29 protein-coding genes and 1 riboswitch are annotated in these 23,902 nt (G+C 47.1%); of the genes, 17 read left to right on the forward strand and 12 right to left on the reverse strand.

The window, feature by feature from the left end; all coding sequences use genetic code 11:
- From pdxJ to CWI73_RS01110, 14 genes are all read left to right on the forward strand, one after another.
- Positions 1 to 729 carry a pyridoxine 5'-phosphate synthase gene (gene pdxJ / locus CWI73_RS01045; protein WP_126751155.1) on the forward strand — a complete coding sequence of 243 codons (729 nt, stop codon included), beginning with the start codon at positions 1 to 3 and terminating at the stop codon, positions 727 to 729.
- A complete protein-coding gene (gene acpS, locus CWI73_RS01050; protein ID WP_126751156.1) occupies positions 729 to 1,109 on the forward strand; it encodes a holo-ACP synthase in 381 nt (126 codons plus the stop codon). Before pdxJ ends, acpS begins: the two co-directional genes overlap by 1 nt.
- 21 nt (positions 1,110 to 1,130) lie before the next feature.
- On the forward strand, positions 1,131 to 2,504 hold the full coding sequence (gene rlmD / locus CWI73_RS01055) for a 23S rRNA (uracil(1939)-C(5))-methyltransferase RlmD (protein WP_126751157.1): 1,374 nt from the start codon (positions 1,131 to 1,133) through the stop codon (positions 2,502 to 2,504).
- Between the two features lie 3 nt (positions 2,505 to 2,507).
- Positions 2,508 to 4,685 (forward strand): GTP diphosphokinase, encoded by a 2,178-nt coding sequence (gene relA, locus CWI73_RS01060; protein WP_126751158.1) that lies wholly within the window; start codon positions 2,508 to 2,510, stop codon positions 4,683 to 4,685.
- A gap of 19 nt (positions 4,686 to 4,704) precedes the next feature.
- On the forward strand, positions 4,705 to 5,490 hold the full coding sequence (mazG, locus tag CWI73_RS01065) for a nucleoside triphosphate pyrophosphohydrolase (RefSeq protein WP_126751159.1): 786 nt from the start codon (positions 4,705 to 4,707) through the stop codon (positions 5,488 to 5,490).
- Between the two features lie 80 nt (positions 5,491 to 5,570).
- Entirely contained in the window at positions 5,571 to 6,185 is a 615-nt protein-coding gene (locus tag CWI73_RS01070; RefSeq protein WP_126751160.1) for a DUF5610 domain-containing protein, read from the forward strand.
- Between the two features lie 99 nt (positions 6,186 to 6,284).
- Positions 6,285 to 6,503, forward strand: coding sequence for a type II toxin-antitoxin system prevent-host-death family antitoxin (locus CWI73_RS01075; protein WP_126751161.1), 219 nt, complete (start codon positions 6,285 to 6,287; stop codon positions 6,501 to 6,503).
- A gap of 508 nt (positions 6,504 to 7,011) precedes the next feature.
- On the forward strand, positions 7,012 to 7,227 hold the full coding sequence (locus tag CWI73_RS01080; RefSeq protein ID WP_126751162.1) for a hypothetical protein: 216 nt from the start codon (positions 7,012 to 7,014) through the stop codon (positions 7,225 to 7,227).
- Between the two features lie 17 nt (positions 7,228 to 7,244).
- Positions 7,245 to 7,481 (forward strand): hypothetical protein, encoded by a 237-nt coding sequence (locus CWI73_RS01085; protein ID WP_157980617.1) that lies wholly within the window; start codon positions 7,245 to 7,247, stop codon positions 7,479 to 7,481.
- Positions 7,482 to 7,515: 34 nt separating this feature from the next.
- Entirely contained in the window at positions 7,516 to 7,740 is a 225-nt protein-coding gene (locus tag CWI73_RS01090) for a hypothetical protein (RefSeq protein ID WP_126751164.1), read from the forward strand.
- Positions 7,733 to 7,978, forward strand: a complete 246-nt coding sequence (locus CWI73_RS01095) for a hypothetical protein (RefSeq protein ID WP_126751165.1) — start codon at positions 7,733 to 7,735, stop codon at positions 7,976 to 7,978. The genes CWI73_RS01090 and CWI73_RS01095 overlap by 8 nt, the downstream gene beginning before the upstream one ends.
- Before the next feature lie 3 nt (positions 7,979 to 7,981).
- Positions 7,982 to 8,335, forward strand: coding sequence for a DUF488 domain-containing protein (locus CWI73_RS01100; RefSeq protein ID WP_126751166.1), 354 nt, complete (start codon positions 7,982 to 7,984; stop codon positions 8,333 to 8,335).
- A 209-nt stretch (positions 8,336 to 8,544) separates the two neighbouring features.
- Positions 8,545 to 8,802 carry a type II toxin-antitoxin system Phd/YefM family antitoxin gene (locus CWI73_RS01105; RefSeq protein WP_126751167.1) on the forward strand — a complete coding sequence of 86 codons (258 nt, stop codon included), beginning with the start codon at positions 8,545 to 8,547 and terminating at the stop codon, positions 8,800 to 8,802.
- Positions 8,790 to 9,092 carry a type II toxin-antitoxin system RelE/ParE family toxin gene (locus CWI73_RS01110; RefSeq protein WP_126751168.1) on the forward strand — a complete coding sequence of 101 codons (303 nt, stop codon included), beginning with the start codon at positions 8,790 to 8,792 and terminating at the stop codon, positions 9,090 to 9,092. Before CWI73_RS01105 ends, CWI73_RS01110 begins: the two co-directional genes overlap by 13 nt.
- A gap of 91 nt (positions 9,093 to 9,183) precedes the next feature.
- On the opposite strand, the gene CWI73_RS01115 is transcribed toward CWI73_RS01110, so the two are convergent.
- A complete protein-coding gene (locus CWI73_RS01115; RefSeq protein WP_126751169.1) occupies positions 9,184 to 9,828 on the reverse strand; it encodes a cation diffusion facilitator family transporter in 645 nt (214 codons plus the stop codon).
- A gap of 162 nt (positions 9,829 to 9,990) precedes the next feature.
- Here CWI73_RS01115 and CWI73_RS01120 point away from each other — a divergent pair, with 162 nt between their 5' ends.
- The 3 genes from CWI73_RS01120 to CWI73_RS01130 are packed head-to-tail and all read left to right on the forward strand — an operon-like array spanning position 9,991 to position 13,596.
- Positions 9,991 to 11,628, forward strand: coding sequence for a CTP synthase (locus CWI73_RS01120; RefSeq protein ID WP_126751170.1), 1,638 nt, complete (start codon positions 9,991 to 9,993; stop codon positions 11,626 to 11,628).
- A 44-nt stretch (positions 11,629 to 11,672) separates the two neighbouring features.
- Positions 11,673 to 12,965 (forward strand): phosphopyruvate hydratase, encoded by a 1,293-nt coding sequence (eno, locus tag CWI73_RS01125; RefSeq protein WP_126751171.1) that lies wholly within the window; start codon positions 11,673 to 11,675, stop codon positions 12,963 to 12,965.
- The gene (locus CWI73_RS01130; RefSeq protein WP_126751172.1) at positions 12,919 to 13,596 is read left to right on the forward strand and encodes a hypothetical protein; all 678 of its coding nucleotides are present in this window, start codon (positions 12,919 to 12,921) and stop codon (positions 13,594 to 13,596) included. The genes eno and CWI73_RS01130 overlap by 47 nt, the downstream gene beginning before the upstream one ends.
- Here CWI73_RS01130 and thiH read toward each other — a convergent pair.
- From thiH to CWI73_RS01185, 11 genes are all read right to left on the reverse strand, one after another.
- Positions 13,547 to 14,695: a 2-iminoacetate synthase ThiH gene (gene thiH, locus CWI73_RS01135; RefSeq protein ID WP_126751173.1), complete on the reverse strand. Its 1,149-nt coding sequence runs from the start codon at positions 14,693 to 14,695 to the stop codon at positions 13,547 to 13,549. The two genes, CWI73_RS01130 and thiH, sit on opposite strands and share 50 nt — an antisense overlap.
- Positions 14,692 to 15,480, reverse strand: a complete 789-nt coding sequence (locus CWI73_RS01140; protein WP_126751174.1) for a thiazole synthase — start codon at positions 15,478 to 15,480, stop codon at positions 14,692 to 14,694. The genes thiH and CWI73_RS01140 overlap by 4 nt, the downstream gene beginning before the upstream one ends.
- Before the next feature lie 2 nt (positions 15,481 to 15,482).
- Positions 15,483 to 15,683, reverse strand: coding sequence for a sulfur carrier protein ThiS (thiS, locus tag CWI73_RS01145; protein ID WP_157980618.1), 201 nt, complete (start codon positions 15,681 to 15,683; stop codon positions 15,483 to 15,485).
- A complete protein-coding gene (locus CWI73_RS01150) occupies positions 15,667 to 16,425 on the reverse strand; it encodes a HesA/MoeB/ThiF family protein (RefSeq protein WP_126751176.1) in 759 nt (252 codons plus the stop codon). The genes thiS and CWI73_RS01150 overlap by 17 nt, the downstream gene beginning before the upstream one ends.
- The gene (gene thiE, locus CWI73_RS01155) at positions 16,415 to 17,935 is read right to left on the reverse strand and encodes a thiamine phosphate synthase (protein WP_126751177.1); all 1,521 of its coding nucleotides are present in this window, start codon (positions 17,933 to 17,935) and stop codon (positions 16,415 to 16,417) included. The genes CWI73_RS01150 and thiE overlap by 11 nt, the downstream gene beginning before the upstream one ends.
- Positions 17,932 to 19,641: a phosphomethylpyrimidine synthase ThiC gene (gene thiC / locus CWI73_RS01160; RefSeq protein ID WP_126751178.1), complete on the reverse strand. Its 1,710-nt coding sequence runs from the start codon at positions 19,639 to 19,641 to the stop codon at positions 17,932 to 17,934. Before thiC ends, thiE begins: the two co-directional genes overlap by 4 nt.
- Before the next feature lie 90 nt (positions 19,642 to 19,731).
- A riboswitch (TPP riboswitch) is annotated at positions 19,732 to 19,847 on the reverse strand.
- Between the two features lie 52 nt (positions 19,848 to 19,899).
- Entirely contained in the window at positions 19,900 to 20,559 is a 660-nt protein-coding gene (locus CWI73_RS01165; protein ID WP_126751179.1) for an SCO family protein, read from the reverse strand.
- Positions 20,556 to 21,341 carry a formylglycine-generating enzyme family protein gene (locus CWI73_RS01170; protein WP_126751180.1) on the reverse strand — a complete coding sequence of 262 codons (786 nt, stop codon included), beginning with the start codon at positions 21,339 to 21,341 and terminating at the stop codon, positions 20,556 to 20,558. Before CWI73_RS01170 ends, CWI73_RS01165 begins: the two co-directional genes overlap by 4 nt.
- A 10-nt stretch (positions 21,342 to 21,351) precedes the next feature.
- Positions 21,352 to 22,503: a multicopper oxidase domain-containing protein gene (locus CWI73_RS01175; RefSeq protein ID WP_126751181.1), complete on the reverse strand. Its 1,152-nt coding sequence runs from the start codon at positions 22,501 to 22,503 to the stop codon at positions 21,352 to 21,354.
- Positions 22,504 to 22,536: 33 nt separating this feature from the next.
- Positions 22,537 to 22,929, reverse strand: coding sequence for a c-type cytochrome (locus CWI73_RS01180; protein ID WP_126751182.1), 393 nt, complete (start codon positions 22,927 to 22,929; stop codon positions 22,537 to 22,539).
- Between the two features lie 157 nt (positions 22,930 to 23,086).
- The gene (locus CWI73_RS01185) at positions 23,087 to 23,881 is read right to left on the reverse strand and encodes a hypothetical protein (RefSeq protein ID WP_126751183.1); all 795 of its coding nucleotides are present in this window, start codon (positions 23,879 to 23,881) and stop codon (positions 23,087 to 23,089) included.
- Positions 23,882 to 23,902: the final 21 nt, after the last annotated feature.

Raw genomic sequence — 23,902 nt, forward strand, 5'->3', positions numbered from 1 at the left:
ATGAGAGAATTACGCTTAGGGGTAAACATTGACCACGTCGCAACACTTCGAAATGCGCGTGGCGTACGTTACCCAGACCCGGTAGCTGCGGCCAGCATTGCTGAACGTGCAGGAGCTGACGGTATCACCATTCATTTGCGTGAAGACCGTCGGCACATTACCGATCGCGACGTGGCGATGCTGAAGCAAACTCTGAACGTGCCAATGAATTTAGAAATGGCCGTGACCGATGAAATGATCGACATTGCAGTAAAAACACAGCCAACGTTCAGTTGCCTGGTACCGGAAAAGCGTGAAGAGCTGACCACTGAAGGCGGTCTAGATGTTGCTGGACAAGTTGAAAACATTGCCAATGCGACCAAGCGTTTAACGGATGCAGGCATTCAGGTGTCGCTATTTATTGATGCTGATCACAAGCAAATTGATGCAGCAAAAGAAGCCGGAGCTCCTATAATTGAATTGCATACAGGCCAATACGCTGAAGCTGACACTGAAGAAGAACAGAAAAAAGAATTGGCCCGCTTAATGGAAGCGGCGGAGTACGCGCACTCTATTGGTTTACAGGTTAATGCGGGTCATGGCCTTCACTACCACAACACATTAGACGTTGCGCAAATTCCGCAAATGGTCGAACTGAATATTGGTCACTCTATTATTGCCCGGGCAGTTTTAGATGGTCTGGATAAAGCTGTCCGCGATATGCGGGAAATACTTGATAAGGCAAGATAATGGCAATAGTAGGACTGGGTACGGATATTATTGAAATGTCCCGTATCGAGAAGTCGTTAGCGCGTGGCGACAGCTTAACTAAGCGTGTGCTGACGCCAAAAGAGCAGGAAGAAATGAGCGCATCGGTTGACGAAGCTGCGTATTTGGCGAAGCGATTTGCCGCTAAAGAAGCTTGTGCTAAAGCGTTTGGGCGTGGTATTTCTGCCGGATTGTCGTTTCAGCATATGCAGGTTGTCCATGACGACTATGGAAAGCCCAGCTGGCACTTTACCGATACCGCTGCCCAGTGGATTAAAGAAATGGGTGTTGTTGCCAGCCATTTATCCATCAGTGACGAAAAGCATTACGCCGTGGCAACGGTTATTTTAGAGTCTGAATAAAATAGGTTAAACACAACCAAAATGGCGCAATTTTTTAAGCCGCAAAAGCGTGGCAAAGCCGTTAGTAAAACTCTCAAAGCTCAAGTCTCTGGGCTTGATCATCAGGCGCGAGCGGTTGTTCGTGGCTCTGATAAACAAGCGGGTCGAAAGCCTCAAACACGTTTCATTATTGGTGCGTTACCCGGCGAGGTCATTCAGTACAAAACCATCGGCAAACACAGTGGTACGCTTGAACGCATTCTGGAGCCAAGCACTGATCGTCGTGATGCTCCCTGCAAATATTATGAGCAATGCGGTGGTTGCGACTTTCAGCATGTCGATGAAAGCTACCAACAGCGCCACAAACAGCAAGTGGTGGAAGAGCTGTTCCAGAAGTTCGGTGTGTTTGACGCTGCGACTGAAAGCTTGCCCTGGCAGGCACCATTAGTCAGTGAGCCGACTCGATATCGTCGGCGTGTCCGCCTGGCCACCCGCTGGCTCGGTAAAGAACAAAAATTACTTATTGGTTTTCGGGAAGCGCAAAGTCATCAGATTGTGCCAGTTGAAGACTGCTTAGTGGCTGAAGAAAGCTTATTGCAAGCGGTGAATAGGCTGTATCCAGTGCTAAACACCTCAAGTATTGCGACTAAGCTGGGGCATTTAGAAGCCATTCACACCAATAAGCCAGTTATTTTACTGCGTATAACGGACAGCTTGCCAAAGGACGCTATACAGTCACTTGAGAAGTGGCAGGCAGAGCAGAATATCGATATTTGGCTGCAAAGCGACAATGAATTAACACCTCTGAACAACGCAAGTTTACCTTTTGATACGTCCATAGACGGTGACAAGCCTTACTTTCAACCCGGAGATTTTTTACAGGTTAATGGCAGTATTAATGAACGTATGGTGCAGCAGGCTATAGACTGGCTTGCGCCGGAAAAAACGCAACGCGTGTACGACTTTTTCGCAGGTATTGGTAACTTCAGCATCCCGTTAGCGCGTCGAGCCAAGTCGGTACTGGCAGTGGAAGGTGTGTATCGCATGGCGGAACAAACGCGCAATAACGCTGAAACCAATAGTCTTACTAACTTGAGTTCCTTAGCGGCTGAACTAAATGATATTACCGCGTCTGAATTAGGTGAACCGGCTGACTTATGGTGTTTAGACCCGGCTCGGCCCGGAGCAGAAGGGGTGATGACGTTACTTAAAAAGCTCAAACCCGAGCAACGACCTAAGCGAATTGTGTACGTTTCTTGCGCGCCGGATACACTCGCGCGAGACGTTGCTACTATTGTTGGTCTAAAAAGCAACAAAAAGGCCTCCGACTACCGTATTAGCAAGCTCTGCACAGTTGACATGTTCCCGCAAACGCATCACATTGAAACCATGGTTTGTCTGGAGCGAGCGTCGTAAGTCATGGTCCATGTACGCAGTACCCACGTGGATGATCCCAAGTACAAAGACAGCGAACAGCATTGGCTGAACGCTGTGAGTGATCCTGAGCCACTGGAAACTACCTTAGAGCAGCTAAAACAACAATTTCCAAAAGAAGAAGCCGCACTGCTAAAAGGCCAGGAAATGGTAGAGATTCTGGCGCCACTGAAGCTTGACGCAGAGTCGCTACTGGCGGCTTTGTACGTACCACTGCTGGAAGCTGGCAAGCTCGACCTAGACAAGCTCACCGGCCAGCAGTCAAAAACGCTCATTGTACTGTTGCGTAACGTACAGCAAATGCAGAGCATTAGTGACTTACAACATTTTCAGCACGGCCAGCCTGATGGTACTCAAATAGACAATGTACGACGTATGTTGCTGTCTATGGTGGAAGACGTGCGTGCGGTGCTCATTAAGCTTGCAGAACGCATTTGTTACTTACGCGAAGTGAAAAACGCCGACGAAGAGACACGAGTCTTAGCAGCCAAAGAGTGTTCGGAAATATACGCGCCTTTAGCCAACCGTTTAGGCATAGGTCAGCTTAAATGGGAGCTGGAAGACATAGCTTTCCGGTATTTGCACCCGAATACCTACAAAACCATTGCCAAACGCTTGCATGAGCGTCGCATAGACCGAGAGCAATACATAGAGAATTTTGTTGCTGACTTGCAAAACGCGTTGGACGAGCAGCAAATACAGGCCGAAGTTTATGGCCGACCCAAACATATTTACTCTATTTGGCGCAAAATGCAGAAAAAACATCTGCAGTTTGAGCAACTGTTCGACATACGTGCAGTTCGTATACTCACGCACAATCTAAAAGATTGTTATGCCGCGCTGGGCGTCGTGCATTCGCGCTGGCGGCATATTGCGTCTGAGTTCGACGACTATATAGCCACGCCCAAGCCGAATGGCTATCAGTCAATTCATACGGTAGTGGTCGGGCCCGAAGACAAAAGTGTCGAAATTCAAATTCGCTCGCATGATATGCATGATGACGCTGAGTTGGGTGTCGCCGCACACTGGATGTACAAAGAAGGTCCGGCAACCGGCAAACGTCACGGTTTTGAGGATAAAATTGCCTGGCTGCGTAAGCTGCTGGCCTGGCATGAAGACATGGCTGGTAGCGAAGGTTTGGTCGATGAAATTCGTTCGCAGGTCTTTGAGGACCGGGTGTATGTGTTTACGCCGAAAGGTGAGGTTATGGACTTACCTATGGGCTCAACGCCGCTCGACTTTGCGTATTACATTCATAGTCAGGTTGGACATAAGTGCATTGGCGCCAAAATTGATGGCCGCATTGTGCCTTTTACCTATCAGTTGCAAAATGGCGATCGCGTTGAAATCCTGACTCAGAAAAACGCACAACCACGGCGCGACTGGCTGAACCCGCAGCTGGGCTATTTACACTCCTCGCGGGCAAGAGCCAAGGTTCATACCTACTTTAAAAAAGAAGACCGGGATAAAAACCTACACGCGGGCAAAGAGCTGTTGGAAAACGAGCTACAGAAGTACGGCATTCCGCTCAATAAAGCCACTGACGTGTTAGGGCGCTTTAATGTCAGTAATCTAGACGACCTATTAGCTGCCATTGGTGCGGGCGATGTGCGTTTGCATCAGGTTGTTAACCAGCTCAAGCCGGAAACAACCGAAGCTGAAAAAGTTGAGCAAATTAAGAAGCGCACAAAAGTCACCAAGCGCAAAGTAGGTAGCACGTCGGAAGTGGTTATTGAAGGTATTGGTAACCTCATGATGCAATTTGCGAAGTGCTGCGAGCCATTACCGGGCGAGCCAATACGAGGCTTTATTACGCAAGGGCGTGGTGTTTCGGTACACAGACGTGATTGTGAGCAGTTAGCGCATTTGCTGAGTCAGCATCCGGAGCGGGGCATTGAAGTCAGTTGGTCCCGTCAGACGCATCAGGACTATCGAGCAGAGCTACGCATTTCAGCGTTAGACCGAGGTGGATTGCTGCATGACATTACCAGCGTGTTGGCGAATGAGAAAGCTGCCGTCATGCAAATGGACAGTGATGCTGACCGCCAGTCTCAAACCGCCACAGTAGTATTGGCTTTGGCCGTCAAAGATAACGAGAGCCTGCAGCGTATTAGTCAGCGCTTGCGGCAAATTAATGGTGTTGAACAGGTACAACGGGTGTAAGCCCTAAAGGGTTTTATAAATGACGAGTGAATTTAATGGTGTTGCCGAGTTAACCGAAGTCATGCGTCGTTTGCGCGACCCCGAGGGTGGTTGCCCCTGGGACTTAAAGCAAAACTTTGAGTCACTGCTGCCTTACACCATAGAAGAAACCTACGAGGTGGTTGACGCGATTCAATCGGGTGATATGGCCGCGATAAAGGACGAGCTCGGTGACTTGCTGTTCCAGGTGGTGTTTTATGCACAGCTGGCGAAAGAGCAGGGCGACTTTGTGTTTGACGACATTGCCGCGCATACTGCCAATAAGTTGATTAGCCGTCACCCTCATGTATTTGGCAGTGATGCTGAACGCAACTTGTCCGATGCCGAAATTAAAGCTCAGTGGGAACAGATAAAGCAGCAAGAGCGTACTGAAAAAAATGCCCGTGGCTCTGTATTTGACGATATACCTAGTCAGTTGCCGAGCATTTTAAAAGCCTCCAAACTGCAAAAGCGTGCGGCCTCCGTCGGTTTCGACTGGCCAGAAGCTGAACCGGTATACGACAAAATTGAAGAAGAAATACAAGAAGTAAAAGAAGCAACAGACCAAGAGCACATTGAAGAAGAAATTGGCGACTTACTGTTCGCTGTTGTTAACCTCGCACGCCACAAACAAGTGAACCCTGAAGCTGCGCTGCAACGAGCCAACGAAAAATTCAAAAGCCGTTTCCAAAACATAGAGCAACGCCTAAGCGAACAGGACAAACATCCTACTGATTGCAATTTGGATGAGCTAGAAGCTTTGTGGCAACAAGCTAAGAAGGTGTAAATTTTAATCAAAACCTGCCGATAATAGAGTTACGGACTATACTGAAAGTCAGTGATAGCCGATTTTGCAGGAGCACCATCATGCCTATTAATCCAACCAGTTTCGCAACAGGCTCTGGCAAGCCTAATTCTAATAGCGTAAGAGCTGAATCTAACGCCGATAACCGTGATGTTAAAGACGCAAAAACAGAGTCGAAGAAGGCATATAATGCCGCTATTCTCGCCGCGCATGAAAAGGTCTCATTAAATAGTAACAATGAGTCATTAAGCTTGCTGTACAAGACCGCACTCGAAGGCATTAATGCTGAGCTTGAGCCTGTCATGGGTAAGAACGCAGCGAAGAAAATCTATGAGTCTGGCGTCGACACTTCTCCTAGCGCCACGGCCGATCGCATTGTTTCCTTTGCGACCAACTTTTATAGCCGCTACAAAGAATTAAATCCAGGCGATTCAGAAGAAGAGACGCTGAATAACTTTCTGGAGCTTATAAAAGGCGGTATCGACAAGGGCTTTAAAGATGCTGTTACTATTCTTCAAGGCTTACAGGTTTACGAAGGTAAAGTGGAAAGCGATGCGGATGAAACTTATAAGCTGATAGAGCAGGGCCTTGAGAGTTTTCGTGAGCGAGTACTTGAAGAAGCGAAGAAACAAGGCGATTCTGATGGTGAAGCTGAGCGCGTACCTGAAGGAGACTAGAGTTGGCGAGATCAGTTAACTGGAACATAAAGAGTTGCGCACTGTAGAAGCAGTGTTATAGTTACCAACAGTCTTTAAAAAGTCTTTTTGAGGCCTTTTGTGAAAACTGAAACGGTTACTTATCTAAAAGAAAACGCTAATTCTCTTGAGCTCAATGAAGAGTTGCTTGTTACCAAAAAGGGCAAACCTGCGTACGTGGTTCAGTCTTTTTCCGATTATGAGTTTCAACAAGAAACTCTAGCACTTTTGAAGCTTCTCAAGCTATCCGAAAAGTCGTTGGATGACGAAAGGTTGAGCTTTGATGAAGCATTCGAGTGAGTTTTATAGAGTAGAAGCCTCTCGTGTTTTTAAGTTGTCTACCAGACGCTTCCGTAGTTTCATAGAACACAATTATTCAGAGTCGATTGCTGATAATGTGATCACCAACATAAAAAACAGGATTAAAGAACAACTGCCAATTAACCCTAAAATAGGCCCCATTAGCGAGTGGCTTCTTAGTCTTGGGATCGCTGAATAGGCAGTGGTTGGTTGATGACTATAACCTTGTATTTTATAAAGTTGATGAAGCTAATCAAAAAGTCGAACTCTTGTTATTGATGTCGACTAAGCAAAATATCCGGAAGCTGCTCTTCGAAGTAAACCTTTTGATTTAGATAGTTATAAACAATTAGCTAGCCACGCTTTACCGCTCCTACCGCCACTTAGTTGCTTTTCTCGATTAAAGAAATTATCGTAGTTAACGTTTTTATAACGACTCGCTTAGCGCTTCTCGGGTGCTGAGCGAGGCTACCTCATACAGCACGTTCGAGGGTAACCGGAGGAAGTGATGAAGTCTTTAAAAAAATCCGCCTTGAACTTATGGGCTGGCATTTGTTTGATTGTTTTCACGGTAGCAGTGATTGATATCGTTTTCTACTGGTCTGATACCGGTTTTGACTGGGTGTTTTTAGGTAAAAATGTGCTTTATGCAATTGCTACTGGCTATTGGGTTTGGAGGCTTTTAACCCAGCCTTATCGAAAACGGAATACGCTTGAAGCGTAGAGTTCATAGTGAAAATCATGAATACATCAGGTTTAAGCATATTAATAATAAAAACTTTAATGGTCGCGTCGGGTCTTGCAATATCTGTACTTGGGATTTTGGTGCTATTCAATAATTATTCAGAGCCTACTGGGCTTTTGCTTAATTTAAAGACTGCAATAGCTGGAACTATGGTTTTGTTGGGAATAGGTTTTCTTATTCTTGCTTTTAATTCAATTGGAAGAAAAAGCAGCAATGGCTATGACTCCTGCTAACTTACTCAATCTATCATCGGATTAGGGAAATACCGTGTTTAACTTAACCGAGAAAGAGCTCAACTCAATTATTAAAAAACATACAGGGTTTGCTGTATTTCTAGCGGTAGTGCCTGTCGTTTTTATTCAAATAATTTCGATGTTTGCCGGAGACATGAATCACCTACTTATTTTTCTGATGCCGATAATTATTGTTGGCGCATGTGCAAATTTAGTTAAGAACGTGCTAACGGATATTCGGGAGCACAGCCATGAGTGAGTCAATTGCTCGACAACCATTTGGGTCTACTGTTGTACCTATTATTATAGCTGTGATTATGACTGAAGCACTTATGTATAGCTTAGGTTCAAAGTACAACCCACTAAGTGATGACTTTGATATCGCGAATTTCCTAATTGATTTAGGTGTTTTTGTCGCAATTGCAGTGGCTGCCTCATGGTTATATCAGCGAGTATTTAAGTTGCTGCGAAAAAAACTGCGAACAAGGAATAGTTAGAATATGACTATACAGCTCAAACGCATCTATGACGATGCATCATCTGACGACGGCTACCGAGTTTTGGTTGATAAATTGTGGCCTCGCGGCATTTCAAAAGATGCAGCTAAGCTTGATGATTGGATAAAAGACATAGCGCCTTCCGATGAGCTTCGTCAATGGTTTCACAGTAATCGTTCTGAGTGGGGCGAGTTTCGCAACCGGTATTTGTCTGAATTAAAAGAACACAAAGAAGCCTTACGTGACTTGGCCAGCAAAGCTAGTGGTGAAAAAGTCACACTGTTGTATTCCTCTAAAGATACTGAGCACAACAATGCCGTGGTGTTGAAAGAGTATTTAGAAAAATTAACGTCATAACGTTTTGGTGCTATAACGTCATGGTGCTCTTATGTAGGTTAGCATCATGAGCGAGACAACAAAACGGTCAACGATTTACTTTGCCCTCAATTGCATAGCGCGTTGAGGTTGAAAGTGGCTCTTAGAAAGCATGTTTATAAATTTGAATAGAAAATCGTCATAAGTGCTACTATAGTATCACTATGAGATAGATGACTAGGCGGTATGCTATGAAAGTAGAGCTTGTTACAAGTCTAAAGCGTCAGGCGACAAAAATTTTGGCTGATTTACATTCATCGAAAGAGCCGGTCTTGATAACGGAACACGGACAACCATCGGCTTATTTGGTGGACATTGAAGATTATGAATTAATGCAACAGCGTTTAGCGCTTTTAGAGGGGCTCTCAAGAGGAGAGCGGGACTTACTTCACGGAAGAACGTATAGTCAGAATGAGGCCAAGGAGAAAATGAGTAAATGGCTGAAGTAATATGGACACATTCAGCATTACAAGATCTCAATGATATTGCAGAGTATATTGCGTTAGATAATGAGGCAGCTGCTGAAAAGCTAGTGAAGTCTGTATTTAATAAAACAGATAGGCTAAGTGAATTTCCTCTTTCAGGTAGGGTTCCCCCTGAACTTCAAAGCTCGGTATACAGAGAAGTCATCGCTTCTCCCTGTCGCATTATTTATCGCGAACAAGATGGCACAGTTAATATTCTATTTGTGTTCAGAGAAGAACGAGAGTTTAGAGCCTACCTTTTAAATGAAAATTAAAAAAAACGTGCTAACAATAAAAACAAAGGAAGGAAACAATGGAACAACCAAGCGACCAATCCAGTTAGTGCGCAATTGGGGTATTGCGGTTTTAACCACAACACCCCGATATATCTGCTTTATCACCTGCTTTTACTGCTCGCGCATCGCGAATAATGCGTATTGCAGAGCGCAACACAACCAAGGCAATTACTGTTGCTATCACTAAGTCTGGCCACGCCATATTGAGCTGAGCGACCAGAAGCGCAGAAATAATGACACCGGTGTTCATGAGCATGTCGTTACGGGAGCATATCCAGCTGGCGCGAATATTAATATCGCCGTTTCTGGAGCTATATAAAAGAGCAAAGCAAGCGATGTTAACCACCAACGCCAAACCGGCAATCCATAACATCATGTTGGCATTCGGTTGGCTGCCAAAAACTAAACGCTGGAGTACGTCAGCTAACACTAATAACGCCAATAAGGTTTGCAGCGTACCGTTAAAAATAGCTGCGTTGGCTTTGTATTTAATGGCTTTACCAACCGCGTACAAACTCACGGCATAAACGAGTGTATCGGCCAGCATGTCAAGTGAATCGGCAATAAGTCCACTGGACTGTGCTAACCAACCGGCAATGAACTCCACGAAAAACATAACCCCGTTAAGGACTAGCACCGTCCAAAGCAGTTTTCGCTGTGATTTATCGATATGAGCTTGTGTGGTAGCACATGAACTGCCGCAGCAGGATGACATAAACGAACTCCTAAATAGACTTTTGCTGGCGCTATACTAGCAAATCGACGTAGTTAAAGACTAGGTTGCGTGCTTTTTCATTTGTCGTCATGACCGACTTTCGGTATACTACTTTCCCGTCTTAAAGCAATCCCAAATTCGACCTGACCAACTGGGTATCACATGGCGACAAACTATATTTTCGTAACCGGCGGAGTTGTATCCTCGCTGGGTAAAGGCATTGCTGCAGCCTCCTTGGCGGCAATTCTTGAAGCACGGGGCTTAAACGTAACTATCATGAAACTGGATCCCTACATTAACGTAGATCCAGGCACCATGAGCCCGACTCAGCACGGTGAAGTATTCGTCACCGTAGACGGGGCTGAGACCGACCTTGACCTTGGTCATTACGAGCGATTCATTCGTACTCGCATGACCAGCAACAACAACTTTACCACCGGCCGTGTCTATGAAGACATTATTCGCCGTGAGCGTAAAGGTGAGTTTTTAGGGGCGACCATTCAGGTCATTCCGCACATCACCAACGAAATTAAGCGCCGTGTTATTGAAGGCAGCGAAGGCTTTGATATTGCCATCATTGAGATTGGCGGCACGGTAGGTGATATAGAGTCTCAACCTTTCCTGGAAGCTATTCGCCAGTTAGGCACGGAAATTGGTCGTGACCATACTTTATTTATGCACCTGACCCTAGTGCCGTTCTTAGGCGCTGCTGGAGAGGTAAAAACCAAACCAACTCAGCATTCGGTAAAAGAACTGCGTTCTATTGGTATCCAGCCAGACGTTCTGGTGTGTCGTTCTGACCGTTCATTGCCGGCGTCTGAACGCTCGAAAATTGCTCTATTTACCAATGTAGAAGAGCGTGCGGTTATCGGCTTACGCGACGTTGACAGTATTTACAAAATCCCGTCTATGTTAAAAGCGCAGGGGCTGGATGAAATTGTTACTCATCGCTTCCGTTTAGACTGTCCTGAAGCCGACTTGCACGAGTGGGAAGAGGTTCTGTATCAAGAGTCGAACCCGAATGGTGAAGTAACCGTTGGTTTTGTCGGTAAATATGTTGAGCTGCCGGATGCCTACAAATCGGTAAACGAAGCGCTGGCACATGCTGGGCTTAAAAACCGCTTAACCGTTAATATTCGTTACATCGACTCACAAGATTTAGAAACCAAGGGTACGTCCAAGCTAGAAGGTGTGGACGCTATTTTAGTCCCAGGCGGTTTTGGTGATCGTGGTATTGAAGGCAAACTTATTGCGGCGAAATACGCACGTGAGAACAATATTCCATACTTAGGCATTTGTTTAGGTATGCAAGTGGCAATGATTGAGTTTGCTCGTAACGTTGCGGGCTTAACGGGCGCGAACAGCACAGAGTTTGATGAAAACTGCAGCGATCCTGTTGTGGGTCTTATCACAGAGTGGATGGATGCTAACGGTCAGAAAGAGCTGCGAGACAAGCATTCCGATTTGGGTGGTACCATGCGCCTTGGGTCACAGGAATGCCACTTGGAAAAAGGCTCAAAAGCGCTTGAAATGTACGGTAAAGAGGTTATTGAAGAGCGCCACCGTCATCGCTACGAAGTGAATAATCATTACATTGAGCCGCTGGAAAAAGCGGGCTTAAAAATTACCGGTTACTCGCACGACAAGCAGTTAGTTGAAATTCTGGAAAACCCGAAACACCCATGGTTTGTGGCGGTGCAGTTCCATCCGGAGTTCACATCAACGCCGCGCGATGGGCATCCGTTATTTAAAGGCTTTATCGAAGCCGCGGGTAAATTCCGTAAAGAGCGCATGGCTTAATTGAGTCACTTAACGAAACGTTACGCATTAAACAGGATTGAAGCATGAGCAAGATTGTTAAAGTTGTTGGTCGCGAAATTATGGATTCTCGCGGTAACCCAACCGTAGAAGCCGATGTTTATTTAGAATCTGGTCACATGGGTCGTGCCGCAGCACCAAGCGGTGCGTCAACTGGTTCACGTGAGGCGTTAGAGCTGCGTGACGGCGACAAGTCGCGTTACCTCGGTAAAGGCGTACAAACCGCTGTTGCTAATATTAATGGCGCTATTGCTGAAGCTTTAATGGGCAAAGATGCTGACAGCCAGGACGCTATCGACAACATTATGTTGAAGTTAGACGGCACTGACAATAAAGAGAAACTGGGCGCGAACGCAATTCTGGCAGTGTCTCTGGCAGTTGCTAAAGCCGCAGCTTTGAGTCAGGGCGTTGAGCTTTATGAGCACATTGCGAACCTGAACAACACCAGTGGTAAATACAGCATGCCTCTGCCTATGATGAATATTCTTAATGGTGGTGAGCACGCTGACAATAACGTCGACATTCAGGAGTTTATGATCCAGCCGGTTGGCGCTGACAGCTTTAAAGAAGGTCTGCGTATGGGCGCTGAAGTGTTTCATGCTCTGAAAAAGGTTCTACAGAAGCGTGGTTTGAGCACCGCCGTGGGTGACGAAGGTGGCTTTGCACCAAACCTAGCGTCTAATGAAGAAGCCTTGCAGGTTATTGTTGAAGCGGTTGAAAACGCGGGCTACAAAATGGGCAGCGACATTACGCTGGCATTAGACTGCGCAGCCTCTGAATTTTACCGTGATGGAAAATATGAGTTGTCAGGTGAAGGCAAGTCATTTACTGCGGAAGAGTTTGCCGACTATCTGGCAGAGCTTTGTGACCGTTACCCAATTATTTCTATTGAAGATGGTCTGGACGAAAGCGACTGGGATGGCTGGAAAATATTAACCGAAAAGTTGGGCAGCAAAGTTCAGCTGGTGGGTGATGACCTGTTTGTGACTAATACGCGTATTCTGAAAGAAGGCATCGACAAGTCGATTGCTAATTCAATTTTGATTAAGTTTAATCAGATTGGTAGCCTGACAGAAACCTTAGCAGCGATTGCAATGGCGCGTGAAGCTGGATACACAGCGGTTATTTCTCACCGTTCAGGTGAAACCGAAGACGCCACCATTGCAGACTTAGCAGTGGGTACAGCCGCCGGGCAAATTAAAACTGGTTCACTGTGCCGCTCTGACCGAGTTGCTAAGTACAACCAACTATTGCGTATAGAGGGCGATTTGAATGGCCAAGCGCCTTACCGCGGACGACAGGAAGTCAACGCTGGCTAATCAACAGGCTGACATATTTCAGCCGCTGGCACAGCAAGGCGATTTTGCCGAGCTGTGCTCAGCGCTGTATGAACGCGAATTGCAGCAACTGTCGCAAGTCGATGACATGCCGGTCGCTGCATTGCAGCGTCGCTTAGCCAGCTTACCTCACTATATACGTCATGCCGCTCATGGTTGTTTGAATGCCGCTAAGCAGTCTCTGCTAAAGCTGGACGTTCAAAATGCCAGTTGGCAAGCTCCTCAGCCAACGAAAGTACCTTCATCGGGTACCTCAGCAGAAAAGCAAATTTCCTGGTTCTCAAAGCATGCCGCGTTAGGTCTGGTGGTGCCGGTACTTTATAAAACTCCGGAATTTACGACTATCATGCTCGACAGCATTGATAGAGTGGATACAGACAAGCAGCGTTTGCGGTTGAACTACCGAGGCTGGTTAGACTTTGCCGGGCAGGGCGAGCATGAAGAAGATACGTTACTCAAGCCCAATAAGCGAGTTATGACAGCAGCCTGTTGTGGGCATCAGTGGAATCACAAAGGTCGAATTAACCCGCGCACTCTCACTCTGCGCGAGCTATTATTAGTTGCTACTCTGGACTGGAAAAAGTTTCAGGTGGCTTTGCGGATAGCTCATTAAGCCAGTCGGTCCAGACAGGCTGTAACCCTTTTGCTTTTATGGCTTCGGCCACCTCATTGACTGAACGGTCATCATCTATCGAAAACTGCTCCAGCTCTTCTTTCTCGTTGGCATACCCGCCTGGCTGCGTTTTAGACTCAGCGCTGACCGAGGTAACACCTAAACTGAACAGGCCGTCTCTTAAACTTTGTTCCTCACGGGTTGACAAGCTGAGCTCCACGTCGGGAAACCTTAGGCGGTATGCGCAAATAAGTTGTACGAGTTGCTTGTTCGTCATGTCCCTGCTGCCTGCAACGCCGCCGGTACAGGGCCGTAAACGTGGAAATGACAACGAGTATCGACTGCGCCAGTAACGTTTGCGCATATAGTCGAGGTGTATTGCCGTGAAGGTACTGTCGATACGCCAGTCTTCCAGTCCAATCAGCGACCCAAGACCTATTTTATCCATGCCGCATGCACCGAGCCTATCCGGTGTTTCAAGGCGCCAACGGAAGTCCCGTTTTTTGCCTTTCAAATGGTGTTGAGCGTAGGTTAGGGAGTTATAGGTTTCCTGGTACACCATTACTGCGTCTAAACCGTGTTGCCGAAGCTGGTTGTATTCATCAGAAGACAGCGGCTGAACTTCAAACATCACGTAACTAAAATAGCGTTTTATAATTGGCATAGCTTGCTGAAAGTAATGAATACCGACTTTGGTTTCGTGCTCTCCGGTAACAATAAGAACCGTGTCAAAGCCCTTTGCTTTTATCGCGCGGCACTCCCGCTCAATTTCATCCAGTGACAGGGTTTTTCTTTTTAAGCGGTTGCTCATTGAAAAACCGCAGTAGCTGCAATCGTTGGCGCACAAATTCGACAGATACAACGGAATAAAGAGCTGTAACGTATTTCCGAAGCGTTGTCGCGTTAGCATGCGTGAGCGTTCAGCTAAAGCAGGAAGGTAGCTCTCTGCTGCCGGTGATAACAACGCCATAAAGTCGTCGCTGGTCAGCGTGCTTCTACTCAACGCACGCTCGACATCGGTGGCACTTGTGCTGTAAAGCTTAAGCCTAATGTCATCCCAGCTAAGTTGCTGCCAAAGATCATAAAAACTCTTACTCATAAGCCCTCTAGAAATTCGGTCAGTGGACTTGAAGCACTGGCATTCATTGAGCTGTCGCGAGTACTGGGTCTTATACCTGAGAGACCCGCTTCAAAAGCTATTCTGCCTGCACAAACGCTCTGGCGAAATGCATTTGCCATTGCTACCGGGTCATGTGCTGTTGCAATGGCGGTATTAACCAGCACGGCGTCAGCTCCCATTTCCATGGCTTCAGCAGCGTGGCTGGGAGCACCAATACCAGCATCCACCACAACAGGGATCGATGCTTGCTCGACAATAATGTGCAGGAAGTCACGGGTAATAAGGCCTTTGTTTGATCCAATAGGTGAGCCCAGTGGCATTACCGCTGCGCAGCCCACTTCTTCCAAACGTTTGCACAATACTGGATCGGCGCCACAGTAGGGCATAACAATAAAGCCTTCTTTAACCAGCTGCTCGGCAGCTTTTAATGTTTCGATAGGGTCGGGCAGAAGGTAATTGGGATCAGGATGTATCTCCAGCTTTAACCAATTGGTTTGCAGTGCCTCACGAGCCAGCCGGGCAGCGTAAATGGCTTCGTCAGCTGTTCTTGCACCGGAGGTGTTAGGTAATAAACTGAGCCCCAACTCTTTAATCGGCGTGACAATATCATCTGTCGGCTGGTTAAAGTCGACGCGCTTTAAGGCCAGTGTAATCAGCTCACTGCCTGACGCATGAATAGAGGCTTTCATTATATCTGCGCTACTGTATTTGCCGCTGCCAATGAACAACCTGGAGCTAAAGTTTTTATCTGCAACAGTGAACATCGTTAGCCTCCTGCAACCGCTTGAATAACTGTCAGTGAGTCATTGTGATTCAGCCTATGTTCATGCCAATTCTCACGATGGATAACAACGCCGTTGACGGCAACAGCAATAGCTGCAGTATTGATTTGTTGATGCTCAAAAAACTCAGATAAACGCAGCGAGTTGTTGACTGTTTCAGGTTTGCCATTAACGGTTATTTGCATGCTCACCTCCGCAAATTGGGCATGTTGTAGATTTTGGCAACTCGGCTTGCTGCCATTGGTGAATAAGACCATCAAAAGACTGCAGTCGTCCCCAGGGTAAATGGTGTTGTGTTAAGTATTGAATGGCGAGTAGAGCCTGCATGGCTCCTATAATGCCAACGATAGGAGCGGCAATGCCGGCATTAGTGCAGTTAAGCGGCTCTTTAACCGAGGTCGGATACAGACACTGATAACAACCATGGTCGGCGCTTGGCTTTAATGCCAATACTTGCCCGTTGAAACCTCGTGCTGCACCGCTGATAAGTGGCTTGTTAAGCCAGTAACAGTAACGGTTAATAAGGTATCGAGTGTCGCGATTATCGGTGCAGTCGAGCACGATATCAGATGTGCCAATGTGGTCTCTTAGTGTGTCCTCAGAAGCAGCCTGCGATAACGCCGTAATGTCGACGTCTGGGTTAATCTCGCTTAGGCGCTGTGCAGCCTGAGTCACCTTGAGCGAGCCAACATCATTACTACCGTATAAGGTTTGCCGCTGTAGGTTACTCAGTGAGACTTGGTCGTGATCCATTAACGTGAGCTGGCCGACGCCAGATGACGCCAGATATTGACTGGCAGGAGTGCCTAAACCTCCAAGCCCAATAATGAGAACTTGGCTGTCCAGTAAACGTTGCTGTCCGTTTTCTCCAATAGAGTCAATAAGTAGGTTGCTGCTGTAGCGCAAAGCTTGTTGATCAGTCAACATGGGCAGCCTCCAGCTCTTGATGAAGCTCGTTAATGGCGGCTTCCGTGTTCGCGGCTTTTGTAATGGCGCTAACTAAAGCAATGCCGTTAACACCGGTTTGTTTGACTTTCGCAATGCGCTCTTTTGAGATACCACCGATAGCGACCGTAGGTATACCGGTCGGTTTTAATAAAGCGACATAACGTGCTAAACGCTCCAGTCCTTGTGGTTTTGACGGCATCTCTTTGGTTTGCGTTGCAAAAATATGCCCTAATGCTATGTAAGAGGGCGTATATCGCAAAGCGATGAGTATTTCGGTGTAACTGTGAGTGGAAATACCCAGTCGAAGGCCGTATGAATGAAGCGCTTGCAAGTCAGCCGTTTGTAAATCTTCCTGACCCAGGTGAACGCCGTAGGCACCGTGTTTTATGGCAAGCTGCCAATGGTCATTAATAAAGAGTTGTGCCTGATATGACCGCGCCAGTTCAATACTGCGCTTTATCTCCAGCTCTATAGAGTCTGAAGGTTTGCCTTTTATTCTTAACTGCAGTGTTCTAACGCCAAGCTGCAATAAGTGCTGCACCCATTTGAAAGAGTCGACAACGGGATATAGACCCGGTGACTTATTGAGTTTTGGAAATGCTGACGTTGGCGCTGGCAGGTTAGTAGCCTCTATATGCGGAAAGTGTTTTAGGTTGTTTGGCCAAAGTGTATGGGCAACAGGACCCGGGCCTTTACCAATTCCGCTTGCCCTCAATAAACCTTGATGAACATAGGCATTAGCCAGTGTGATTGCGTCTTCTGTCGGGTACCCCTGCGCTGAGGCCGCGGCAATTGCCGACGAAAGCGTGCAGCCGGTACCGTGGTTATTATTGGTAGCGACTTTCTCTTGCGAGTAAACAAGATACGGCTCATCGAGAAGAGGGCGTTTAGACAGGTAAATATCGACTATCTTATTTTTACCGTATTGCTCAGTTTCAACACCGGTTACCAGAACACTGTTCGCTCCTTTTTTAATAACTTCAGACACTGCGTTCAACGCACTTATTTTATCGCTCACCTCGGTGCCGGCTAACCACGACAGTTCGTCAGTATTCGGCGTGATTAAATCGACTAGCGCTAATAGTCTGTGGCTTTGTGCGAGCGTTAGCGTTGATAAGGTATCATTTTGGGTGGTGATCATAACCGGATCCCACACCACAAAAGGGCGTTTCACGGTGTCTGGCCATCGTTGTAGAAACTCGACAACCACATCTAATTGTTCATGGTTGCTGAGTAACCCAATTTTAATGGCCGCTGGTGGCAAGTCGTTAAGTAAGCAATTGAGTTGCTTTTCAATCGCATTGCCGCTTAGCTCATACAAACCCATTACTTCTACAGAATTTTGTGCCGTGACGGTAGTAATGACGCTGCAACCATGACAGCTAAAGCTTCTAAACGTATTTAAGTCGGCCTGAATGCCGGCGCCACCGCCGCTGTCAGAGCCTGCGATAGTCCATACCACAGGCCTTTCAGAAGGTGCGTCAGTCATGACTCCGCTCCAACTTCGTCAGCCGTGGCATCTTTAAAGGTGACATCGATGCGCTCATTTGCTAAATACCCTGAGTACTGCCTAACCTCGTGAGAAATTTTCATGGAGCAGAATTTAGGTCCGCACATAGAGCAGAACTGCGCCGTTTTATTGGACTCCTGTGGCAAAGTTTCATCGTGATAATTGCGCGCGGTTACCGGGTCTAATGCCAGGTTAAATTGGTCCTCCCAGCGAAACTCAAAGCGGGCTTTGGACATAGCATCGTCCCTTGCTTGAGCGCCTGGGTGTCCTTTTGCCAGGTCAGCCGCATGCGCTGCAATTTTGTAAGCAATGAGTCCTTGTTTAACATCTTCTTTGTTGGGTAGTCCTAAATGTTCTTTAGGCGTGACGTAGCACAACATGGCGCAGCCAAAGGCGCCTATCATGGCGGCACCAATTCCGGAGGTAATATGATCATAACCGGGGGCAATGTCAGTAGTTAATGGTCCCAGTGTATAGAAAGGTGCTTCATGGCAATGCTTAAGCTGTTCGTCCATGTTCTCTTTAATTTTGTGCATGGGTACATGGCCAGGGCCTTCAATCATGACTTGCACGTCATATTCCCAGGCTATTTTAGTCAGTTCACCTAAAACACGTAGCTCAGCAAACTGGGCGTCGTCATTGGCATCGGCAATGGAACCTGGGCGTAAGCCGTCACCCAGCGACAGCGATACGTCATATTTTGCGCATATTTCACAAATATCGCGGAAGTGCTCGTAAAGGAAGCTTTCCTGACGGTGTGCCATGCACCATTTGGCCATAATTGAACCACCGCGTGAGACAATCCCAGTCACCCGGTTAGCCGTCAGCTCAATAAAGTCATGAAGTACGCCGGCATGAATGGTGAAGTAGTCAACACCTTGTTCGGCTTGCTCTAAAAGGATGTCCTTAAATACCGGCCAGGTTAAGTCTTCAGCAATACCATTAACGCGCTCCAATGCTTGATAGATAGGAACAGTACCAATGGGAACCGGGCTGTTTCGGAGGATCCACTCACGAGTTTGGTGAATATTACGACCCGTAGATAAATCCATGACAGTATCGGCCCCCCAGCGTGTTGCCCAAATAAGTTTTTCCACTTCCTCTTCAATGGAAGAACTAACTGACGAGTTGCCGATATTGGCGTTCACTTTCACCAAAAAGTTACGACCGATAATCATCGGCTCAGACTCCGGGTGGTTCACATTCGCCGGAATAATGGCGCGACCTTGGGCAACTTCATCGCGAACAAATTCCGGGGTTACCGGGTTGTCTAAATGTTCCCGTCCCATGTTTTCCCGCAAAGCAATAAACTCCATTTCTGGAGTGACAATACCGCGGCGGGCGTATGCTAACTGTGTCACACCGCATTTATTGGTGCTTTTCGCTCTTTCACGTATCCAGCCTGAGCGCAGCGGCTTTAAGCCGGTGTTTACATCAATAACAGAGTTAGGATCACCATAAACACTGGATGTATCGTATACGTCGACAGGTAAGTTCGGCGGTGGCTTTACTCCTGGTGTAGGTTGATGCAGAGTTTCGCTTAGATGAATACGACGAAATGGCACATGAATGTCAGGCTGGCTGCCTTGAATAAATTCGCGCGTAGAGTTAGGGAAATAGCGGCCTGAAACAGACGATAAAAAGGACTCTGCCTGTTGGCGGTTTTGACGGTTTGTTGATGACATAGCATTCTCTCCAGCTAAAAATAACAGGGTTTAGAGATGCTTGTCAGGAGTGTTGAAAGGAACAACCGCACTGAAAAAGGGAGAACCCCTGGCGGTTGCTCTCTTGTTCCCTTCGCAGGTATTAGCCTGATCAGGTTCAACGGATCCCGCTTTTTGCGGTCTCAGCCTGTTACTTTTTGAGTAACGAGGCACTCCGACAAGATTCTTTTTTAGTGGAACAAATTACTCAGCCTATTGCAACAGTGAATGCGTGAACTGTTACTGCTGTATCAATGTATCAACGACTTTTGCGGCTTTATCCATTGGCTGCCCTAAGCCTTCAACGCGGTGTTCAATAACACCGTTTTTGTCCAAAACGGTAATTAAATTACTATGGTCGAAGTCGCCGTCAGGACGCTTTCTGTAGCGAACCCCAAGGACAGTCGCTAAGGTCCGAATGTCCTGGTCTTCACCATGTAAAAAGACCCAACTATCGCTGTTTAGATTGTACTGCTTAACATAATCAGCCAAAGCTTTCGGTGTGTCGCGAGAGTTGTCGAAGCTGACCATGACCAACTTAACCTGCTTTTTGGCTTCGTCACTTAAACTGCTGTAAAGACGCTTAGCGTCATTGACAAGAACTGGACAGGCTGTGGTGCAGCTGCCGTATATCATTGAGACAATGACCGGCTGACCTTGTAAGTCAGCGAGTGTCATATGCTCACCTTTGTGTGTTATCCAGTGCGCATCAACCTGATAAACCGACGAAGAATGCGATATTTTTGCGGCGTCCATGCTGGTGTGATTTTTATGATTCGCATGATTCTCATGCCCTGACTTATGCTGGGAATGGTCTTGTGCTAAAGTCGGAGCCAATACGAGCAGGGCGCTTGATAGGACCAATGCGACATAAGCGGCTGGTTTTAATAGATTATTCATAATTGGTCTCCGTTACTGGCAATAGTGTCAGAAGAAATGTCGTAAGCGCAGCGAAAACCCATGGTGCTGGTTGAGCTCTGAGGTGCGTAGTCGCTACGAGATTGATACCGAAAGAACGTGGCGTAATTCGCTTTGGTAAAGCTCGATAAGAAGCGAGCCCCGTCGCCACAAGAGCCTGACAATAAATCAACGTCATCGCCGTTAGTTAACAACAACTGGTAGTCTTCCACCCATTCGTTGACCCGGTCATACATGTGGCTGAGTTCAGTGGCATTAACGTTCACCCTTTGTTCGTCGCTTTTAGGCTGGCTGTACCAAGCAAACAAATTGCGCGCGTAATCATCGTCGCTTATGTTTTGTTGCTGACGATACTGAACGGAAGCGTATTCCCATTCATTGAGGCTGGGCAAACGACCGCCTTTTGCGGCACAATACTCGCGTGCAGCAAACCAAGACACATAGGTTACCGGATGGTCAGCTTGACCGTCAGGGTAGGCGTTGTTTTGCGGCCAGTGCTTTAAGTAATTTCCGTCGTGAAACAGGGCAGCGATGTTATCTCGCTGCCATTTAGGGTGACTTTTAACAAAGTCGAGAAAAAGTTGGTTAGTGACCGGAGTTGCGTCAAGCATGAAACTATTAATTTCGATGCTAAGACGTTCCTTGTCCAACAGAACTGGAGGTTCAAACTCGCCACCGTTAATACGGACTGGGTCTGAGAGTACTAGCGGTGACGCTGTTAGCGTCGAGAACATAAGTCCCGCAACTCCAAGCCACTTAACCATAACCGTCTCCTTATTTGTCTTTACGTGGGCCGGCAATAAGTGCGCCGGCCGCGCCAAGCTCTGCGTCAGCAAACTCATGATCAACCAGCTTGTAAATGCCTTCTTCCGGCACAATGAAGTCTATAGTTGCGCTGTTGCTGGCGCCCAGCAGAACAGTCTGCATGCCGTACCACTCGTTACGCGGGTCGCCTTCGTACCAAACTCGGTCGAAGATAGCGCCAATAACGTGGAAGCTTGAAGTGCCTGAAGGTCCTGCGTTTAATACGTGTAAGCGCACACGGTCGCCTTCATCAGCACGTAATGGTGAGTCACTCAGTGCACCGACGTGACCATTAAAAGTAACGTGACTAGGTTGGCGATTAAGCGCAGCGTCGTGGTTGTAAATAAACTCTCCATCACCCACTTCTTCCAAGTAGTGCTCGGACTGAACCAACACGTACTCTTTGTCTGCGTCAGTTGGATAACCGTCTTTAGGTGATACAACGACCGCGCCGTACTGACCCATTGCAGTGTGCATTAACACGCTGGAAGTACCGCAGTGGTACATGTAAGTACCGGCATAGTTGGCAATCCATTCAAACTCAATAGTTTCGCCTGGTGAAATAGTGCGCCATTTGTCTTCAGCTGCGACAGTTCCACTGTGGAAGTCCATTGAGTGAGGCATTGGGTTAACGACAGGCTGGTTGTTCTGATAAGTATTTGCCTGAACCTGCTGCAAGAATGGCGAGCCATTTTTGACTGGCTTAGTAATAGTCACTTCTTCGTCAGAGCGGTTCTTCATTTTGAAAATAACGCGGTCACCTTCTCGTACGTGTAAAACCGGGCCTGGAACGGAGCCACCGAATGTCCATGCTGAATAGCTGACTCCCGGCGCTACTTCGACTTTTTGCGAAAATACATCCATTCGCACATTGTGTGTTTTGTTACCTTCGTAATCGAGTTTCGCCAAATTAGGCACTTGAGTCAGGTAGTCACCAACAACTGCGGGGCCGCTGTAGTCTTCGCGATAGACCTTAGCTTCAGGTAAACCATAAACTTTGCCGTCAATGACATATTCGCTGTCGTGCTTAAGTTCAGTGTCAGCGAAAGCAATAGGGGCTGAAACAGAGGCTGCGGCTGCTAGAATAGACGCGCTAATAACTGAGAGACTGAGAGATTTCATAACTGCTCTTCCTTGTTTATATGATATTTAAAATTAACGAGAGCCTGCGACAGCGTCTGCTTCAATTGTGCTGCTGCCGTTAGCTAATTCGGTGTTGACGTAGTTAACAATGGCCGCAATGTCAGCATCTTTGAGATACGCCATGGGAGGCATTGAGCCGTTGTAAGTAGTGCCGTTGACAGTGACCGCACCCGATTTACCTTTTACAATGGTTTGGGCGATGTAATCGGGTTGGTCTTTAATATTTGGGTTATCCGCAAGTGGCGGGAATACGCCTGCCAGCCCTTTACCCGCTGGTTGGTGGCATGCTTGACAGTATTTTTTGTAGGCATTTTTTCCGTCTGCAGCTTCAGCAGGTTGCGCGAAGAAGAATGCGACAACAGAGGCTGCGATTACAGCTATTTTTAAAGTGGATTGAATGTTCATAATGACACCTCAGTGACTGACTTAAGATGCCTTTACAATATCGCTTTGCTGGTTTTTTGCGAGTGAAATGAGGAGGTAATAATCGCTTACTCCCTGGGGTATAAAAGGGGTATTTAAGGGGGTACACCCAGGGGTAAGCGAAGGGGTATAAGCCCGTTTAAATACTACGAGCTTCTAATTCAATGCGTGATGCAGCCCCATAGATTTTGCTGGCATCACCTTGTAATTCACCTTCTGGTGTAATGGTCGGCCAAAGATCGGTTAATGATTTCAGAACAGTGCGGGTTTCTTCAATCGCTTCAGAGGCCTTTTCTGCTTCTTCGCTATTAATTCTCTCTAAGCGATTGAGCGCAATTTCTTTAAAGCCGAGTGCGTCTTGATACTCATGCACTTGTGCAACTTTACCTTCCTGAATGCCCACAGCGTACTCGTCGGCGGTTGCCATTAGCATAGTAGCGACGCTTAACAGCACACCTTTTGCCGTCATATCGGCGATAGGCTCGTGCGCGCTGATAGCATCAAGCAGTACCTTGTAATTGTTCATGACAACGTCTTTACTGTTGTCGTTGATAACGCTATCAGCTAATGCTTCAAGCTCATCGGCAAAGCCAGGCTGACCACGGTCGTTAAAGGCTTCAGTTAGCCCCGCGTAGAGCTCATCCCCTGGGTGCTTCATGTGAGTTTTCGCCATTTCAATATGACCTTGCTCATAAAGCTTCATACCAACCCAAAGGTGACCACGAATAAATCCCAGTTGCGCTAAAAACGCAGTGTCATTGGTGCTTAGATCGATTTCAGGCGCAGCCATTTCGCCTTCAGCCATTGGCGCTGCCATAAAAGACGCAGGTGCAGCGTTTGGCTGAGTCAAAGGCGCTGCATTAGCGGTTGAGGCTGCCATCGTTGTCGCTAAAACGCTGCCAACACCAACCCAAACTTTTTTCTTCTCAAACATAGAAAAACCTTATGTGCTTTT

Source organism: Idiomarina piscisalsi, assembly GCF_003987095.1.
Classification (GTDB): domain Bacteria; phylum Pseudomonadota; class Gammaproteobacteria; order Enterobacterales; family Alteromonadaceae; genus Idiomarina; species Idiomarina piscisalsi.

Coding starts and splice junctions, on each gene's coding strand:
- CWI73_RS01120 (WP_126751170.1), top strand. CDS start 9,991: ATGGCGACAAACTATATTTTCGTAACCGGCGGAGTTGTATCCTCGCTG.
- relA (WP_126751158.1), top strand. CDS start 2,508: ATGGTCCATGTACGCAGTACCCACGTGGATGATCCCAAGTACAAAGAC.
- acpS (WP_126751156.1), top strand. CDS start 729: ATGGCAATAGTAGGACTGGGTACGGATATTATTGAAATGTCCCGTATC.
- CWI73_RS01140 (WP_126751174.1), bottom strand. CDS start 15,480: ATGTTCACTGTTGCAGATAAAAACTTTAGCTCCAGGTTGTTCATTGGC.
- thiH (WP_126751173.1), bottom strand. CDS start 14,695: ATGAGTAAGAGTTTTTATGATCTTTGGCAGCAACTTAGCTGGGATGAC.
- CWI73_RS01115 (WP_126751169.1), bottom strand. CDS start 9,828: ATGTCATCCTGCTGCGGCAGTTCATGTGCTACCACACAAGCTCATATC.
- pdxJ (WP_126751155.1), top strand. CDS start 1: ATGAGAGAATTACGCTTAGGGGTAAACATTGACCACGTCGCAACACTT.
- CWI73_RS01110 (WP_126751168.1), top strand. CDS start 8,790: ATGGCTGAAGTAATATGGACACATTCAGCATTACAAGATCTCAATGAT.
- thiS (WP_157980618.1), bottom strand. CDS start 15,683: ATGCAAATAACCGTTAATGGCAAACCTGAAACAGTCAACAACTCGCTG.
- rlmD (WP_126751157.1), top strand. CDS start 1,131: ATGGCGCAATTTTTTAAGCCGCAAAAGCGTGGCAAAGCCGTTAGTAAA.
- CWI73_RS01100 (WP_126751166.1), top strand. CDS start 7,982: ATGACTATACAGCTCAAACGCATCTATGACGATGCATCATCTGACGAC.
- CWI73_RS01095 (WP_126751165.1), top strand. CDS start 7,733: ATGAGTGAGTCAATTGCTCGACAACCATTTGGGTCTACTGTTGTACCT.
- CWI73_RS01180 (WP_126751182.1), bottom strand. CDS start 22,929: ATGAACATTCAATCCACTTTAAAAATAGCTGTAATCGCAGCCTCTGTT.
- CWI73_RS01170 (WP_126751180.1), bottom strand. CDS start 21,341: ATGGTTAAGTGGCTTGGAGTTGCGGGACTTATGTTCTCGACGCTAACA.
- CWI73_RS01165 (WP_126751179.1), bottom strand. CDS start 20,559: ATGAATAATCTATTAAAACCAGCCGCTTATGTCGCATTGGTCCTATCA.
- mazG (WP_126751159.1), top strand. CDS start 4,705: ATGACGAGTGAATTTAATGGTGTTGCCGAGTTAACCGAAGTCATGCGT.
- thiC (WP_126751178.1), bottom strand. CDS start 19,641: ATGTCATCAACAAACCGTCAAAACCGCCAACAGGCAGAGTCCTTTTTA.
- CWI73_RS01175 (WP_126751181.1), bottom strand. CDS start 22,503: ATGAAATCTCTCAGTCTCTCAGTTATTAGCGCGTCTATTCTAGCAGCC.
- CWI73_RS01070 (WP_126751160.1), top strand. CDS start 5,571: ATGCCTATTAATCCAACCAGTTTCGCAACAGGCTCTGGCAAGCCTAAT.
- CWI73_RS01185 (WP_126751183.1), bottom strand. CDS start 23,881: ATGTTTGAGAAGAAAAAAGTTTGGGTTGGTGTTGGCAGCGTTTTAGCG.
- CWI73_RS01080 (WP_126751162.1), top strand. CDS start 7,012: ATGAAGTCTTTAAAAAAATCCGCCTTGAACTTATGGGCTGGCATTTGT.
- CWI73_RS01085 (WP_157980617.1), top strand. CDS start 7,245: ATGAATACATCAGGTTTAAGCATATTAATAATAAAAACTTTAATGGTC.
- CWI73_RS01130 (WP_126751172.1), top strand. CDS start 12,919: ATGGCCAAGCGCCTTACCGCGGACGACAGGAAGTCAACGCTGGCTAAT.
- CWI73_RS01105 (WP_126751167.1), top strand. CDS start 8,545: ATGAAAGTAGAGCTTGTTACAAGTCTAAAGCGTCAGGCGACAAAAATT.
- thiE (WP_126751177.1), bottom strand. CDS start 17,935: ATGACTGACGCACCTTCTGAAAGGCCTGTGGTATGGACTATCGCAGGC.
- eno (WP_126751171.1), top strand. CDS start 11,673: ATGAGCAAGATTGTTAAAGTTGTTGGTCGCGAAATTATGGATTCTCGC.
- CWI73_RS01150 (WP_126751176.1), bottom strand. CDS start 16,425: ATGTTGACTGATCAACAAGCTTTGCGCTACAGCAGCAACCTACTTATT.